Origin of the sequence: Vibrio agarivorans (assembly GCF_030409635.1) — a bacterium.
Lineage (GTDB): Bacteria > Pseudomonadota > Gammaproteobacteria > Enterobacterales > Vibrionaceae > Vibrio > Vibrio agarivorans.
Map to the genome: position 1 here is coordinate 146,979 of NZ_JAUFQF010000001.1, position 15,717 is coordinate 162,695.

Sequence of the window (15,717 nt, forward strand, 5' to 3'; positions counted from 1 at the left end):
TGGGCTTACACTCTCTATGTGGCGCAAACCACACGCTAGTTTATTTAAAGTCCAAAGCATGGATGCATAACTAATTCCGGGCGGCAACGCCCGGTTTTTTTAAGGTATGCAAATGTTTAATAAAAACCAGCCACTTCTTCTTGCCACTCTGACCTCACTGATGGCACCTTTTTCTCTGGCTTCCTCTTTTGTCGATCCTGTAGACGGTAAGTTCGATATGGGCCATTACATAGCCGAAAATGCCCATGGATTTTTACCTGTCCCAATTATTATTACTGAGCCTGCCGTGGGTTATGGTGGTGGTTTAGCAGGTCTGTTTCTGCACGAAAGTGAAGAAGAAAAACAGGCACGTAAACAAGCTGCGCTCATGTCTGTGGACGGAGGCGCTCGACTTGTTCCTGCTGCGATGACGGTAGTGGGCGCGGCGGGGACGCAAAATGGCTCATGGTTCGCGTTTGCTGGCCACAGGCACTCATGGTTTAAAGATGCGATTCGTTATTCTGGTGGTGCAGGTTTAGGGCAGGTGAATTTAGATGTTTATCGAGAGTTTTCAGATGTTCCTTTAGTTGGTGATCTTAGCTTTGAAATAGGCACAGAGAATAAAGGCATCGCTGCACTTCAACACTTACAATTTCGCGTTGCGAGAACACCTTTGATGCTCGGTATTAAACAGATTTGGATGAAAACAGATGTGACACTAGACACAGGTAATGATACGGCAAATAAAATTCTCGAGAAAATTGGAGATACTGGTTTAGTGCCGGGGTTAGGAGAAACAACCAACTCTGCACTCGGTTTAACCGTGGAGTATGACACTCGAGATAACATCTTTTATCCCACCACAGGCTATATCTTAAATGGTGACTACATGTTTTATGATCGTCAGTTAGGTGGCGATTATGATTATCAAGTGTTTAACTTTGACGGTGAAGGTTACATTCCTTTAGCCGAAAAGTGGAACCTTGCATTTGCAGGAAACTATCAACAGTTTGAGACGGACGACCTGATGGTGCCTTTGACCTCAAAGCCTTACGTTGACATGCGTGGCGTACCCTCTTTCCGCTATCAAGGCGACAAGATCCAAACCGTGCAGTCGCAAGTGACTTATGACATCGATAACCGCTGGAATGTGTCCGCATTTTACGGTTATGGTGAGGCACTGAACGACAGCAGTGAAGATCAATCAGTACAAGCGTACGGTGCGGGCTTCCGTTATAAGATTGCGCGTCGTTATGGATTAAGAATGGGTATGGACTTGGCTATCAGCGAAGGTGAAGTGACCACATACATCAATGTCGGAACGGGCTTTTAAACCGAATCACTACCCATTGAGACCCGCTTCAAGCTATAGTGTAAGCAAATGTATATCTGGAATAAGAACGAATGAAACGAACACTGCTATTGCTATCGACACTGGTTATTTTGAGTGGCTGTGAAGCTGAAGTTGGCACACAAGCGTGGTGCGATAACCTGAATGAAACCCCAAAAAGTGAGTGGACAGCTCAGGTAACATTCGATTATGCCAAACATTGTGTATTGAGCGATGCGGTGGGCAGTGCCCAGTGGTGTGAAAGCTTAGAAGACAAGCCTAAAGGGGATTGGAGTGCGAACGAAGCGACGAGTTATGCCAAGCACTGCGTATTCTAAGTGTCGCGATTGACCGACCTGTTAGCTTGATCGGGTAACCGCTAATGACACTGATAACCTCTCCCAACGGAGAGGTTTTTTATTACCATGCGAATGTTTGAATCACATTCTCTTTTGCCATCGGATTGTTATCGATAGCTGCATTGATGCGTTTGAGCATTAACGCTTGTGAGTCTGGCAGATAACCACGCTGTGGAACGATGTTGTTGCCGTGATCACCCCAGTAGAAGGTATCAATATCCAGATTCTCGAGTAGGTGTTTTTCCTCTTCCAGTATTTGTAACTGAGTTGGAAGAACGAACTCACCGCGTTCCACTTCTTGCTCTAGTTCGCTGCCAGGTTGCACAGCCAGTGCCATTGGTGCAATTTGTTCTGGCTTAACAATGTTAAGCAAGCGTGTGGTCTCCTCAATATGCTCTTTTGAGCGTCCACGTCCACCCAAACCGAAGATAAATGATAGAAGCACTGGGATACCTGCTTCTTTAGCGCGAGCCATACCTTCAATTACATGCTCTTGTGTCATGCGTTTTTTGATCTTCTCAAGCACAGCAGGGTCGCCAGACTCCAATCCAGAGTAGACAAGGCCTAAGCCTGCTTCCTTCAGTTGTTTGAGTTCATCAACACTTTTACGGCGAAAGTCATTCATACCACCGTAAAGGGCAATATGTTTACACTCCGGGAAGGTCTCGCGAATCTTTTTTAGCACCTGAAGTAGATAATCTGTGCGCGCTGCCAGTACATTACCATCGGTCAAAAAGAGTGATTCGACATGAGTATAAACACGTCTTACTTGTTCGATATCGGCAAATACGTCTTCGATATCGCGAATTTTAAAGCGCTTGTCATCAAACATCGTGCAGAATGTACAGGTGTTGATGCTGCATCCCAGTGTCACTTGAATCAGTACACTGTTTGCTTCTGGCCAAGGTCGGTAGATTTTGCCCTCATATCTCATGAGTTACTCCTGGGTTGTTCACCCTCTATAGCAATTATGCGACACAGCTAGCCTATCAATCACATTCCTTTTTGATAATGGAGCTGTTTATATAATGAGTTTTTACTAATTATTGATAATTGAACGATAAAAAAGCCCAGCTTGTGCCGGGCTCGCTATTGATGTCTAGCTCGACGTTTAGATGATGGATTCGATGGTATTGATGACCGCATCAACTTTACTGTTGTTTAACGCATCAGGGTGCGGTGAACTTAGACGGCCAATGTCATTGTCAAAATATTCACCATGATTTTGAGCGAACTCATCAGAGAGCGCTAAACGGGTAAGAATGTCCGCACCAATCGACAAATCGCCACCATTGACACCGTAAGCGTCTTTGACCATTTTGCTGCCCAGCATTGAAGCAGGGTTCACGGAGATCACCAACGGTCCTTTGCCTTTAAGCTCTAGCCCCATTTTGCGTGACCACATCGTTAGTGCCAGTTTACTTTGTGCATAGGCCGCATTGTCGCTCAATTGTGCTTTACCTAATAATGCTTCAATAGAGACGGGTGCTTGTGCTGCCGATGAAAGGTTTACGACGCGACTCTCCTTGCTCAATGTTGGCATCAAGGCCTTGGTCAGGAGATAAGGCGCGATGGTATTAACGACAAAACGAATATCCAAACCGCTGTCCGTTGTCGTGACAGGTGTACTGAAAACACCCGCATTGTTAATAACGACATCGAGGTGCGAATGCACTTTTTGTACATCGTCCGCTAGCTGTTTTACCTGTTCTAAATCTGATAGATCAGCAAGATAGCCTTCAATATGTGCGCCGGTGTTGGTGTTCTTCAATGTCGCCATTGCAGCTTCCAGTTTGGCTTTGCTGCGACCGTGGATCAGCAAGTTATGACCGTGTGCAACCAGTAGTTTCGCTGTCTCTAGACCAATACCGTCTGTCGCGCCGGTTAATAAGATTGTTTTACTCATTACTGAATCCTTATTTGAATGTCGAATTATTCTCAACTGAACGCCGATAAGCATAGCTCAATAACAGTCGGGTGATAATTCCATATAATTAGCAAACAGTTTATAGGTTTTGTTGATAATCTAGATTTTGAATAATTACTATCAACCAACGCTATAAACTGTTTCTTTGTAGAGACGGTTAGTCATTTTTTTCTGACTTGCTACAGTGTAATGGCATTCACTAATGGCAAGCAGAGGAATACGACATGACTTACTATTCAGTTTTAGAAGTGACACCAACCAATGATACTTGGGTAGCCGATTATATCGAGCCCGCAAATCGACTTGTCGCACAATATGGTGGCAAATACTTAGCGCGTACTTCAAGTCACGAGCGTGTTGAAGGTGAGGGTGGAGCACCTGCACTGCGCATTATTATTGAGTGGCCGTCGAGACAAGCGGCAATCGACTTTATGAATGATCAAGAATATGCACCACATCTGAAGGCGCGCACTGCTGGCTCTGTGAGTCATCACTTTTTGATAGAAGGTAAAGATGATCTAGCAAGCTAAGCACATTTGCATAAGCCCCTATTTAAAAACAGGTTCGGTTATCCGGCCTGTTTTCGTTTTTACGCATTCGACTTTTGATTTTTGGTAACTTTTACTCTCCTCTCAACACCAAGGTGTCCTGCTCTTTATAGTTGTTTCTATTGTTACGCGTAACGTTAAGCGGACAATTTGACTAAATAAGGGACTTCAATGATTCAAAACCCAATCATCAAGGGCTTCCATCCCGATCCATCAATATGCCGTGCGGGAGATGACTACTATATTGCGACTTCCACATTTGAATGGTTTCCGGGCGTACGCATATTCCACTCAAAAGACCTTAAAAACTGGAAGTTAGCATCCATGCCGTTAGATAGCGTGGACAAACTTGATATGCGCGGAAATCCGGATTCTGGTGGTATTTGGGCTCCAGCACTAAGTTATGCCGATGGCAAGTTTTGGTTACTTTACACTGACGTTAAAGTCATTGATGCTCCATGGAAAAATGGCCGTAATTATCTTGTGACTGCAGAGAATATAGAGGGCCCTTGGAGCGAACCTATTCCGATGGGAAACGGAGGTTTTGACCCTTCGCTATTTCACGCAGAAGACGGCGAAAAATACTACCTTTCACGTACTTGGGGACCAAGAAATCACAGCGACCCAATCAATAATATCGTGATTCAGAAATACGATGCCGTTCATCAAAAGCTTGGACAGGAGCGAATCACGATTTTCACTGGTACTGAATACAAGTACACCGAAGCGCCTCATCTCTATAAAATAGGCAGCTATTACTATCTACTCACAGCTGAGGGTGGTACCAGCTTTGAGCATCGAATTACCGTAGCTCGTTCTCGGGAGATTACTGGCCCTTACGAAGTCTGCCCACATGGTCCATTGCTTTCAACTTGGCATACTCCTGACAACCCTTTGCAAAAAGCGGGTCATGGTTCGATGGTGGAAACACCAACGGGTGAGTGGTATGTCACTTACCTTGTTAGCCGCCCACTGCGGTTTCCTGAGCGTGCTCGACTCGCTCGATGGGGAAGAGGGGCATGTTCGCTAGGGCGAGAAACTGGCATAGATCGTATCGCTTGGGTCGATGGCTGGCCTCAAGTTGTTGGCGGCAATAGCGCCAAACTTGAGATCGAGGAAGCATCTACTGGTTATGAGAGTGAAGCGGAAAGTGAGTCAATTATTGATGACTTTTCACAACCGACTCTGGCTGGGCATTGGCAGACCTTAAGAATCCCTTTTACAGATAAACTGGGTAGCCTGACAGATCGAGAGGGCTATCTGCGTTTGCGCGGTAATGACAGCTTGCTGTCTACCTTTGAACAGTCGACAGTGGCCACTCGCTGGCGACATCATAACTTCACCGCAACGACACGCGTTCAATTTCATCCGACCAACTTTCAGCAATCTGCTGGCATATGTTGTTATTACAATACCGCGAATTGGAGCTACTTGGCTTTGGAATACGACGAAGTACTTCAGAAGCGTTGTTTGCGCCTTACTGTTGTCGATAAGCAGAATGCGACTTTCTACTTTTATGATGAGGAATCTAGACCCATTCCAAATGACATTGAGGACATCTGGCTGAAAGTGACCGTACAGGGCTTGAAGTACCATTACAGCTATTCACTAGATGGTGAAGAGTGGCACAAACTGTCTATCGAGTTAGATGCATGGCGTCTATCTGATGACTATATCGATGGTCGTGGCTTTTTCACTGGTGCTTTTGTGGGGCTGCATTGTGCTGATATTAGTGGTTTTGGTTGTCACGCGGATTTCTCTGATTTTCAATATCTGCCAAATTGAGATAGTGGATACAAACTAAAAAGTATGACTAATGAGTTAGATGTTACTTCCTAGTTGTAACATTATGTTTCGGCCATTCAGTGGGGTAAAGAGGCACTCTAGAAGCATTTAAACTACAGATTCTTTGATAAGATCTGTTAAATAAAGCCGTTGTACTGTGGTTTTGGGTTGTGTCGGTTTGATTAAAAAAAATGAGAACCAGATCAATTTCCCTAATCATGGTTTAACAGTTTTGGTTGCAAGTTGAATTAATTGTCATACAATAAGACTCAAATTCAGGTGGGTTTGAGTTTTTACTCTTGGCCATCGCATTCTACTCAATCAAAAGAGAACATCACATGTCTAAGAAAATTGCATTTATCTCTGGCGCTACTGGCGGTATCGGCTTTCAAGTAGCTAAGCGTCTAGGTCAAGACGGTTACACTGTCGTTCTTAACGGTATCGAAAACGAGAAAGGCGAAAAGTGTGTTGCTGAGCTAGTAGAAGCTGGTATCGAAGCAGAATACCGTGGCTTTGATGTTACTGATGAGCACGCTGTAACTGAAAACATCAACGCAGTTGGTGAGAAGTACGGTAAAATCGATGTTGTTGTAAACAACGCGGGTGGTCTTGGTGGCCGTAGCCCAATCGAAGGCATGGAAACTGACTTCTTCCGTAAAGTAATGGCTCTTAACCTAGATAGCGCTTTCTTCGTATCTCGCGCTGCGATCCCATTCCTTAAGAAGTCTGACAATGCGTCAATCATCAACTTCACATCTAACGCTGCTTGGAACGCAGGTGGCCCAGGTGCTGGTATCTACGGTACGTCTAAAGCTGCTGTACACACGCTAACTCGCGCTCTAGCTAAAGAGCTAGCGCCAGCAGGCATCCGTGTTAACGCTGTATCTCCAGGTACAATCGATACTCCGTTCCACGCGCAAATCAAAGCGACTAAGCCAGAAGTATTCGCTTCTTGGGCTGACAGCATCATGCTAGGTCGTCTAGGTCAACCAGAAGAAGTTGCTTCAACAATTTCTTTCCTAGTAAGCAAAGATGCATCGTTCATCACAGCTGAAACGCTACAAATCGGTGGTGGCCAAGCTCTAGGTATCTAATCCTTGAGCATTGAATAAAGCGATTCGCTTTTTCAGTTTTTAAAAACGCCACAGCTTTTCGAAGCTGTGGCGTTTTTTTATTCTTTTAGATTTGAGAGGTGTTTTTGCATGATTCAACCCATCAAACATGATTAACGGGTTTCCGCCGTCATTAGTATCATCGCCTTACTCTTAATAACCACGTACTGACAATGTTACCTGCATTGGGAGTACAACAAGTCTGGCGGTCTGATACCAATGAAAAAAACAGTGTTGGCTCTTATTTTTCTCTCTTACCCTCTCGGAGCCTCTGAAAACCTTGAACGACTTAGTCCTTCCTATGCAGGTGGGGCACTGCAAGGGGAGTATGTCAAAACAGAATCCAATGAAGCAGCAGGCATTAAATTGCAAGTTGGTAATGGAAAAGTGGCAGGCACTCTAGACTACGTCAATATTGAGGGCGATGATGACCACTACGGGACGACTAATCTTGGTTTTAAGTTCAAAACCAGTGGCTTGTTTGGTGGTATTGAAGCCAATCTTCACTCCGATGTGCATTTTCAGCACTATGGTAAATTAGAGCCACAATACGCATTCCACTTTGGTTATGAGTTCACGCCGAATATGTATCTCATGTGGGCACGTGACAAATCTGAGCTGAAGTTTGATAGCAGCTCGACTTCATCTGGTAAGGCGGATATTAAATCAGATTTAGTGAAGCTGGGCGGGCAAATGGCGTTTACCGATACGGTCTATCTAACCGGAGGTATTGGTTGGCATCAAACAGAATACGAGGTGGATGGTAGGCACACTAGTCTATCGGATAGAACAGAAAGCGGTGGCACGGCTGATGTAGGCATACACTATATTAATGCTAATGGCTTTAATGTTGGTGTTGATGTCGGCTATCAAGATGAAGGCGCTGTGAATCTTGTGATTGGCCGCTATTTCTAGAAAAACGGAGTGGTTAATCCCACTCCGTTTTTATTGTGTTGCTTTAATCTAACTTGAAGCGATTAATCGTATTGTTCAGATCATTCACGACATTACGTTGTGACTCAATCTTCTCAATGATGTTTGCTGTACCCACTACCGTGGCTTGCGCAATTTCATCAACAGAGTGCGTTTGTTGGGTAATTTCTCCAGAGGCAATGGCTTGCTCTTGAACCATTGAAGCAATCTCTTGCGACTGGCTATCAATACGCTGCACCGCTTCGGTGATTTCATTGAGCTTAGTGTTTACCTCAGTGATGATCTCCACCCCTTTCTCAGCGCGTTCGCGACCAACATGCATCGATTCTACCGCACCAACAGCGGAGGCTTGCAGCTTGGTAATGATGGTTTCAATATCGACTGTTGAGGCTTGTGTGCGGCTAGCGAGTGTGCGAACTTCATCAGCGACGACTGCGAAACCACGGCCCTGCTCACCCGCACGCGCAGCTTCGATAGCCGCGTTAAGTGCCAACAAGTTGGTTTGTTCAGCAACGCCTTTGATAACTTCTAGGACACTGCTAATTGAAGCAACATCATTGTTGAGTACAGACACGACTTCTTCTGAATTGCTGACATCAGAGTAGAGGTTGCGCATCAATTCAGTCGTTTGTTCAACAATGTGATGACCTTGTGCTGTTGAGTTTGTCGCTTCTTCTGCGTATTGACTCGCCATTTTTGCATTGTCTGCGATGCCGTTGATGGTTTCCGACATTTCTGTCGACGCAGTTGCTATCTGTTCAATCGACAGCTTTTGCTGTTCAACTCGAGAAGACAGTTCACTAGACAGTTGAGAAATCTCTTGTGACTCGTGATTGACCTGCACTGTCGCATTGCGGCTGATTCTAACCGTGTCTTGAATGTTGGTTAAGAAAGCGTTGAATGAGCGACTTAGTTGGCCCAATTCATCTTTGCTTGTCTCTTCAAGGCGCTGAGTGAGATCGCCATTGCCTGTCGCGATATCATCCATCGCCGCAACCACTTTTTTCATTGGTTGCGTCAGCAGTCGATTAATCACAAACGTCATTAATACACAAACAGTCAGTAGAATGGCGATTGTGCTGCCAAGCGAGCTAAGAATGCTCTGTTTGATTGGCTCAGAGATCAGCGTTGATGGCACCATAAAGCCAATACGCCAATCGAGATCCATTGTGTTATCAGTGATTGGCTGAAGGAACACGCGTTGTTTTTCGCCTTTATAGGTCACATCTAACGTGGCAAATTGCGAAGACTTAGAGCGTTCCCATACTTGCTTGAAGCCCTGAGTGTTAGCAAAAATAGAATCAATCTTATCGATCTTTGGCAATGTCGACATGTCGATTTGGCCACTGTTCTCATTAAAGGCGATTAAATCACCGTTGGATGAAAAGAGGAAACCGACGCCTTGATTTTGATATGACATGCGGTCAATCAGATCGGCTTTGATTCGGTTGGCAAGAATATCGATACCAAGCACGCCAATCAGTTTGCCGCTGTCGTCTTTAACGGTTGTTTTTACAGAGGTGACGATGCTCTTATCGTTGGCATCTATCTGTGGTTGAGTGATGAATAGGCGATCAATGCCTAGCGCTTCAGGCCACCAAGGACGTTTACTGGTGTAGTAACTTAGGTCGTTATAACGGCCATTGAGGTCGAAATATTCGTGGGTGTTAGCTGGCGCATAAAAAACGGATTTAATCGCAGGGTCGTGAGCAGAGATGTCTTGAAACATCCTAACGATGGACTGATAGGTTTTATCTTGGTCGATGTTTGAGCCACGTTGAGTGTAGTTGGCAAACCAATCATTCATCGTACGGTTAACCGCCAATGACGTGACAACACGTGAACGCTCACGGAAAAATTCTCGAATCTGGTGTGAGGCATCATCTACGACAAGCTTCACATCTTGGGTGACTTGATAATCCACCTCTTGGGTTCGTTGATTGATAATAATTACCGAAGCAATCAACGAGATCATAATTAAAGTAGCGGCAATAGAAATGATCAGTTTCTTTGCGATCGTATTGAAGATATTCATAGCCAATCCGTTTTACATCTGTGTTTGCCAGCATAGGTTTACTGACCTTCATTTTCGGCGCTGCAGTTGGTCAATTTATTATTATCTACAAGCCCGTGTTTCTATATCGACAAAACTTTTGACTACTTGAGGTGTTTTTTATAACAAAATGTAGCGTAAGGTTTGCGTGCTTGAAACGCCAACCTGAGGGAGTCTCAGTAAGCAATCGTTTGCTTTGTCTTATCTCGATTTTTACACAGCTTGAAATGTAACATTTGCACTTTCTGTGCGTTTAACAGTTTGTTTTATTCCCCTTTCAAAGCCATATAACTGTCATCTATGTTGGTTAGTGTATGCGCCAACCAATAACGTAAAACGACCGACAAGAGCTTGGAACAAAGGCATGGCACGAGCAGTAAATCCCGCCGACAAAATGATCATTCAGTTATTACAACGACAGGGCTATATCAAAAGTGAAGCAGAAAAGTGTTTAAAGCGCGATGTGTATCAGTTGAAGGCAGACGAAGTGGCGAAGGTAAAAAACTATGCCACCCATTTTGGCATTCAAGCTAAGCAAAAAATCATCGATGAAATTCTTGAGCTGAGAAGAGAAGCGTTGATTGGCAGACTCAATCGAGAGCTTAGTGCTTAGATAAGGCTTAGAATTGAACAGTGAGGCCTACGAACAGCAGACCTCAAATATAGTGAAATTATAAAGATAAGTCGTTACAGTGGAGAACAGCTAAAGCATTTTTTGTCGTGACAAACATCACTAGCGACAAAGATAAATAACCACTAAGCCATTTCAGCTTGCTTTACACCACTTTGACATTTTGATTGTCTATGGCGGATGACGAGCGTTAGACGAACAAGCATCACAATCGCGGCAACACTTAGGCCAGTGACAATACCTACCCAGAAGCCTTTTTCTCCCATCGCGGGTACGATATGGTCTGTCATCCCAAGAATGATACCCAGTGGCAGAGCAAGCCCCCAATAAGCAGCAATCGCGAGCATCATAGGCACCTTGGTGTCTTTATAACCACGTAGAGCTCCATTAGCAGAGGTCTGTAGTGCATCACTGAACTGATATACAGCAGTAAAGACTAATAAGGTCGCTGCCGTGGCACTCACAGCAGGGTCAGTGGTATAAAGACGAATGATCCAGTCTGGGAACAGTAAGAAGAAAGCTACGGAGATCAGTGACAGTAACGCTGCGGTGATAATGCCAAAAATACTGCGTTCGATAGCACTTTGTTCTTGCTTCGCACCGAGTGAGTGACCAACGCGAATCGTGATACCAAACGAGAGGCTCATAGGGATCATGTAAGTCATACTCGAGATATTCAGGGCAATTTGGGCTGCGGCAACGTTCTCTGCACCAATACGACCAATCAGTAGTGCAATCACAGCAAAGATACTGCCACACACCGCGATATTCATGCCAATAGGAACACCGAGAGACAGGAGGTGTTTAATCTCTTTTAGACGAGGTTTAATATCCGCAAAGTGAAGGATCTTTTTGTAGTAGTGGTGATACTTAATGTAGCTCCATAACAAAGCTGACATTAGCCAATATACAAGGCTGGTGGCCCAACCACAGCCAACCGCACCCATCGCAGGGAAACCAAACTTTCCGTAGATCAACACATAGTTGACCGGAATATTAATCAGAAGTCCTAACACCGATACAATCATAGGTGCACGCGTGTTATTCATTCCTTCACAGAAACCATTCAAGGTATAGAACAAGGCAATACCCGGCACACCAAAGGCAAGGGCGACCACATAGTCGCTGGCAATTGGGATGATTTCTGCCGCGACACCGATGGTGTTGAGGATAGTTTCACCAAGGAGCAGGTAAATAATGAGAAGGCCACTGACAAACGCCGCAACCCAGAGCATTTGAATAAACTCTATACGGATATTGTCGGTGTGCTGTGCGCCTCGGTGAAAGGCTACAACGGGCGTTAATGCCATGATGATGCCACGCAGTAGCAATGAAACTGGAACCCAAAGGCTGGCACCAAGAGCAATGGCGGCAAGGTCTGCAGCGCTCACTTGTCCGGCCATAGTGGTATCAACAAAACCCATTGCTTGGGTCGCGAGTTGGGTCAAAATAATTGGGATTGACAGATGCAATAAAGCACCCGATTCTTTGAAAAAGCGAGAAATGGAGGATTTCTGGTTATGCATGGGGTAGCTATAACACCAATATCAATACACGAATGGATGCAGGATGGCGTGTGTGTATTGTAGGGTGTGCCCTATAGGGCGGCGGTAATATAACCACCTTTAGCCCTATTTTCAACTTATCATACAAGTTCACTTGGAATTGAGTGCCATACCCTCATTAACTGTCTTCTGCTGGGCGTGGCGGCCAGTCACGAACATGGACATCCATCTGAGGGAAAGCGATTTCGATTTGATTTTCTCTAAATAGGCGGTCGATGCTTTTGTTGAGCAGATGGATGGTAGAAAGACGATGATCAATCGCGGTAATGTGCACTCTTAACTCAAAGTCTAAACTGCTCGCTCCAAAAGAGAGGAATACCACCGAGGGTGAAGGGTCATCCAATACTAATGGGTGTTCGTCCGCAATTTGATGAAGAAGCGCTTCCACTTTTTCGACATCAGACCCGTAGGCAACACCAATCGGAATAACAATTCTTGTTATAGGGTCGGTTAAAGACCAGTTGATGAGCTTTTCAGTAATAAAGGTTTTATTCGGCACGACGATCTCTTTGTTGTCCCAATCAATGATTGTGGTGGCGCGGGTTTGAATTTTGCTTACTGTCCCTGAGAGATCATTGATCGTGACGATATCTCCAATACGGATAGGGCGCTCAAAGAGCAAAATCAAGCCAGAGATAAAGTTGGCGAAGATCTCTTGTAAACCAAACCCTAAACCGACACCAAATGCAGCGACTAGCCATTGTAGTTTTGACCACTGAAAGCCAAGCAAAGCGAAGGCAGAGAATAAACCACCCATAACAATGAGGTAGCGCATAAGTGTTGTGATGGCATAACCTGTACCGGGTGCGAGTGTTAAACGGCGTAATATTAATAGTTCAAGGATACCCGGTAAGTTGCGTACCCCAACCCAAGTAACAATCGCGGTGATAAGGGCATAAACCACTGACTGCAAGGTAATGTCGACGAGCTTTACACCCGACTGTGTGGTTTCGTTAACTTGCCATAATACGACTTTATCAAGCAGGCTAGTCACCTCAAGAGCGCTCGACCAAAGCGTAAGGATCGCAACCAACAACCCAATTAGGGAGAGACCACGCAGCAATGTCATCGATTGTTCACTGATCACCTCACTGCCTAAGCTTTGATCCTCGACCTCAGGAAACGATTCACGCAATTCTGAAACCTCAGGGGGTTCTTCTGTCTGCTCAGCTTGCTGTGCAATCAACTCTTCTCGCCTAGCGAGTAGGCGCTGATAATTCAGCTGGCGATGCTCGAGTTTTAGCCAGCGTTCGCACATTTGGTAGGTAAGTAAAAAGCCCAAAACCACAAAGATCGATAGTTGTTGATAGATAAGTATCAACCAAGACGCAATGTAGTAGCCGAGGATCGCCATGATGGCGATAGCGATAAATGACCCAATAATGACACTTCGAATCAGCATCAATGGAAAACCTTGATTAAAAGGGGAGGGGAGAGTTGATGGGAGTCTTTCTGTTCGAAGAAGCGATGTATAAACCAGCACCATACCAATTATAAGTTGCAAGAATAGAACCCTTGATAGCTCCGCTTCATGATTACCAGAAAGTAACTCGGTGATAAAGATGAGTAAACATAAGGCAAGGAATGGCCAACGGATTCGATAGCTCTCTTTGTGTAGATACGCTCGGATGTGTTCGGGCCAGCCAAGGTGAGTAGATAATAAACCTTGCCTAAAGCTCAACGCATGCAACATCTCATTGGCAAAAAGCCCTACCCCTGCAGACCAGATTAACGTTTGCACTTCATAAGTCGTTTCACTTGGCCAAAGCTTACTGATGGCTAGTGTTGTAATGGCAAACCAAGCAGGCAAAGCGCATGAGCGCACCAGCGCATAAATAACCAACTTAAAAGAATGACTGAATCGGTCTTTAAGGGGATGACCAAAGACTTTGGCATATTGTTCTCGTTTTTGTGCGGACTGTTGATTAAAGTAATAACGAATAACGAGCAATAAACCGGTATACACAAAGAATAACGATAGAAATGTACCCATCTGCACGCTGGTGATTGCCCCTTTCAACGTCGCTATTGGAGTTGCATTGCCTGTCCATACCTGTGGTGTGAATGTGGTGAGGTGCTCCCAAAGTGGCACGTTACTTTTTGTCCATAGTTGTTGCTCGTTCAAGAACTTACGCGCATTTTCAACTTCGAGTGAGTATTGATTCTTTGCCAGTTGTTGCTTGCTGAGGGAAACAATGAGCTTTTCGTAGTTGTTCAATAACTCAACATGCAGTTGATGGGCAAGGGCATTGACCGGTTGATTAATCGGCGCCGCCATGCGGGTTTGCTTAATCGCACTGCTCATCGCTTCATCATCGAGTAACTGACCAATCTCATACTTTCTGATATGCGCATTCGCGATTTGATCTGGAATTGTATCTTTAGGAACAGAAGCGGGAAGGCGTTGCAGTTGAGCTCTAATTGAAGCACCAAACGAGGTACTACCGCTAAGCCAGCTTAAATTATCTTTAATTAACCGTTGCTCGTCGGCGAGGCTTCTACGTTCAGTATCGAGTCGTTGTGCCTCGATTCGAGACGACTCGATAGAAGATAGGACAGCGTCTAACTCATCGGCGTCGCTGACGAGGGTATCGAGCTGCTTACCAAGTTGCTCATCGACTTCTCCACGACTATCGCTTAGTGAACGAGCGCGGTTGATGAGCTCTTTAACAGACGCCTGCTCAACACTGGTTAGGCGCTCTTGCCACTGAACAAGTAGTGGGCTCCCCATTTGGATTTTATTCTCTGTGAGCTGTTGTTCGAGGCGAAACAGTTCCGTTCTTTCATCTAAGCTCTCAAGCTCTGCAGTCATGACGTCTTTTTGCAGTTGTAACTGGGTGAGATCGGCTAAACCTAACCAGTCATCAATCGTGATCGACTGTTTAGGTGCGTTGATGGAGGCTTGTTCTACCTTTTGCTCTAGCTGCGCGAGCGACTGGGGGAGCGTTGTACGATCTAAAGCGAGTTTTTTTGATTGGTCAGTATTGCTCTGTAAAGAGGAGCGCCACTCACTCATGGCTGCCTGTAATGAATTGATACTTTGAGAGAGATCGGCTGAGTTATCATTTACCCCAACGCGAAATATATCGAGTGTCGGAACTTCACTAATCTTGGCCTGCAGGCGATCTTTTTGCTCAGGAAAAGTGCTAATGGTTTTTCTATATTCATCTCGCTGCGACTTTAGCTTTTTAAACCCGTCAATTTGATTGATGAGAGTTTGGTATTGGCTAATCAAGAGTTCGTTCTTTGGGTTCTCGGAATTGAGTCTTGTAAATTCAGTTTCTAACGCTTGCTTCTCTGGAAGTAGGGCAGCGATGAGCGGTTGACTCACCACCATTATGAAGACAGCAGACAGGACAGTGAATAAGCGAGTCATTGATAGCAGAGTCTTTTGCACAGCGATTCCCCTTCAAGATGCAATAGGTAGGAGCAAAATGAACAGTTCTAAGTGTATACCCAACAACACGATGCCGCTGAAATAGGACAAAAAAAGAG

General features: G+C 45.0%; 12 protein-coding genes. 7 read left to right on the top strand and 5 right to left on the bottom strand.

Features of this window, described 5'->3' with window-relative positions:
• Nucleotides 1-112: 112 nt before the first annotated feature.
• A complete protein-coding gene (locus tag QWZ05_RS00620) occupies nt 113-1,312 on the top strand; it encodes a BamA/TamA family outer membrane protein (RefSeq protein WP_290295915.1) in 1,200 nt (399 codons plus the stop codon).
• Between the two features lie 71 nt (nt 1,313-1,383).
• Nucleotides 1,384-1,647, top strand: a complete 264-nt coding sequence (locus tag QWZ05_RS00625; protein ID WP_264875805.1) for a DUF3012 domain-containing protein — start codon at nt 1,384-1,386, stop codon at nt 1,645-1,647.
• Between the two features lie 82 nt (nt 1,648-1,729).
• On the opposite strand, the gene QWZ05_RS00630 is transcribed toward QWZ05_RS00625, so the two are convergent.
• Together QWZ05_RS00630 and QWZ05_RS00635 are read right to left on the bottom strand one after the other, a co-directional pair.
• Entirely contained in the window at nt 1,730-2,602 is an 873-nt protein-coding gene (locus QWZ05_RS00630) for a B12-binding domain-containing radical SAM protein (protein WP_290295918.1), read from the bottom strand.
• 177 nt (nt 2,603-2,779) lie between these two features.
• The gene (locus QWZ05_RS00635; RefSeq protein WP_290295920.1) at nt 2,780-3,574 is read right to left on the bottom strand and encodes an SDR family NAD(P)-dependent oxidoreductase; all 795 of its coding nucleotides are present in this window, start codon (nt 3,572-3,574) and stop codon (nt 2,780-2,782) included.
• Between the two features lie 245 nt (nt 3,575-3,819).
• Here QWZ05_RS00635 and QWZ05_RS00640 point away from each other — a divergent pair, with 245 nt between their 5' ends.
• From QWZ05_RS00640 to QWZ05_RS00655, 4 genes are all read left to right on the top strand, one after another.
• Complete coding sequence (locus QWZ05_RS00640) at nt 3,820-4,125, top strand: DUF1330 domain-containing protein (RefSeq protein WP_264875802.1); 306 nt, start codon at nt 3,820-3,822, stop codon at nt 4,123-4,125.
• 189 nt (nt 4,126-4,314) lie between these two features.
• Nucleotides 4,315-5,928, top strand: a complete 1,614-nt coding sequence (locus QWZ05_RS00645) for a glycoside hydrolase family 43 protein (RefSeq protein WP_264875801.1) — start codon at nt 4,315-4,317, stop codon at nt 5,926-5,928.
• A gap of 338 nt (nt 5,929-6,266) precedes the next feature.
• Nucleotides 6,267-7,022: an SDR family NAD(P)-dependent oxidoreductase gene (locus tag QWZ05_RS00650; RefSeq protein WP_264875800.1), complete on the top strand. Its 756-nt coding sequence runs from the start codon at nt 6,267-6,269 to the stop codon at nt 7,020-7,022.
• 237 nt (nt 7,023-7,259) lie between these two features.
• Entirely contained in the window at nt 7,260-7,955 is a 696-nt protein-coding gene (locus tag QWZ05_RS00655; RefSeq protein WP_290295924.1) for a hypothetical protein, read from the top strand.
• A gap of 43 nt (nt 7,956-7,998) precedes the next feature.
• On the opposite strand, the gene QWZ05_RS00660 is transcribed toward QWZ05_RS00655, so the two are convergent.
• A complete protein-coding gene (locus tag QWZ05_RS00660; protein ID WP_264875798.1) occupies nt 7,999-10,008 on the bottom strand; it encodes a methyl-accepting chemotaxis protein in 2,010 nt (669 codons plus the stop codon).
• A gap of 382 nt (nt 10,009-10,390) precedes the next feature.
• Here QWZ05_RS00660 and QWZ05_RS00665 point away from each other — a divergent pair, with 382 nt between their 5' ends.
• Nucleotides 10,391-10,639, top strand: coding sequence for a hypothetical protein (locus QWZ05_RS00665; protein ID WP_264875797.1), 249 nt, complete (start codon nt 10,391-10,393; stop codon nt 10,637-10,639).
• Nucleotides 10,640-10,782: 143 nt separating this feature from the next.
• Here the strand turns inward: QWZ05_RS00665 and QWZ05_RS00670 are convergent, their stop codons facing one another.
• Complete coding sequence (locus QWZ05_RS00670; protein ID WP_290295927.1) at nt 10,783-12,183, bottom strand: MATE family efflux transporter; 1,401 nt, start codon at nt 12,181-12,183, stop codon at nt 10,783-10,785.
• A 157-nt stretch (nt 12,184-12,340) separates the two neighbouring features.
• On the bottom strand, nt 12,341-15,619 hold the full coding sequence (locus tag QWZ05_RS00675; protein ID WP_290295928.1) for a mechanosensitive ion channel domain-containing protein: 3,279 nt from the start codon (nt 15,617-15,619) through the stop codon (nt 12,341-12,343).
• Nucleotides 15,620-15,717: the final 98 nt, after the last annotated feature.

Coding starts and splice junctions, on each gene's coding strand:
- QWZ05_RS00625 (WP_264875805.1), top strand. CDS start 1,384: ATGAAACGAACACTGCTATTGCTATCGACACTGGTTATTTTGAGTGGC.
- QWZ05_RS00635 (WP_290295920.1), bottom strand. CDS start 3,574: ATGAGTAAAACAATCTTATTAACCGGCGCGACAGACGGTATTGGTCTA.
- QWZ05_RS00630 (WP_290295918.1), bottom strand. CDS start 2,602: ATGAGATATGAGGGCAAAATCTACCGACCTTGGCCAGAAGCAAACAGT.
- QWZ05_RS00640 (WP_264875802.1), top strand. CDS start 3,820: ATGACTTACTATTCAGTTTTAGAAGTGACACCAACCAATGATACTTGG.
- QWZ05_RS00660 (WP_264875798.1), bottom strand. CDS start 10,008: ATGAATATCTTCAATACGATCGCAAAGAAACTGATCATTTCTATTGCC.
- QWZ05_RS00670 (WP_290295927.1), bottom strand. CDS start 12,183: ATGCATAACCAGAAATCCTCCATTTCTCGCTTTTTCAAAGAATCGGGT.
- QWZ05_RS00645 (WP_264875801.1), top strand. CDS start 4,315: ATGATTCAAAACCCAATCATCAAGGGCTTCCATCCCGATCCATCAATA.
- QWZ05_RS00650 (WP_264875800.1), top strand. CDS start 6,267: ATGTCTAAGAAAATTGCATTTATCTCTGGCGCTACTGGCGGTATCGGC.
- QWZ05_RS00655 (WP_290295924.1), top strand. CDS start 7,260: ATGAAAAAAACAGTGTTGGCTCTTATTTTTCTCTCTTACCCTCTCGGA.
- QWZ05_RS00620 (WP_290295915.1), top strand. CDS start 113: ATGTTTAATAAAAACCAGCCACTTCTTCTTGCCACTCTGACCTCACTG.
- QWZ05_RS00665 (WP_264875797.1), top strand. CDS start 10,391: ATGGCACGAGCAGTAAATCCCGCCGACAAAATGATCATTCAGTTATTA.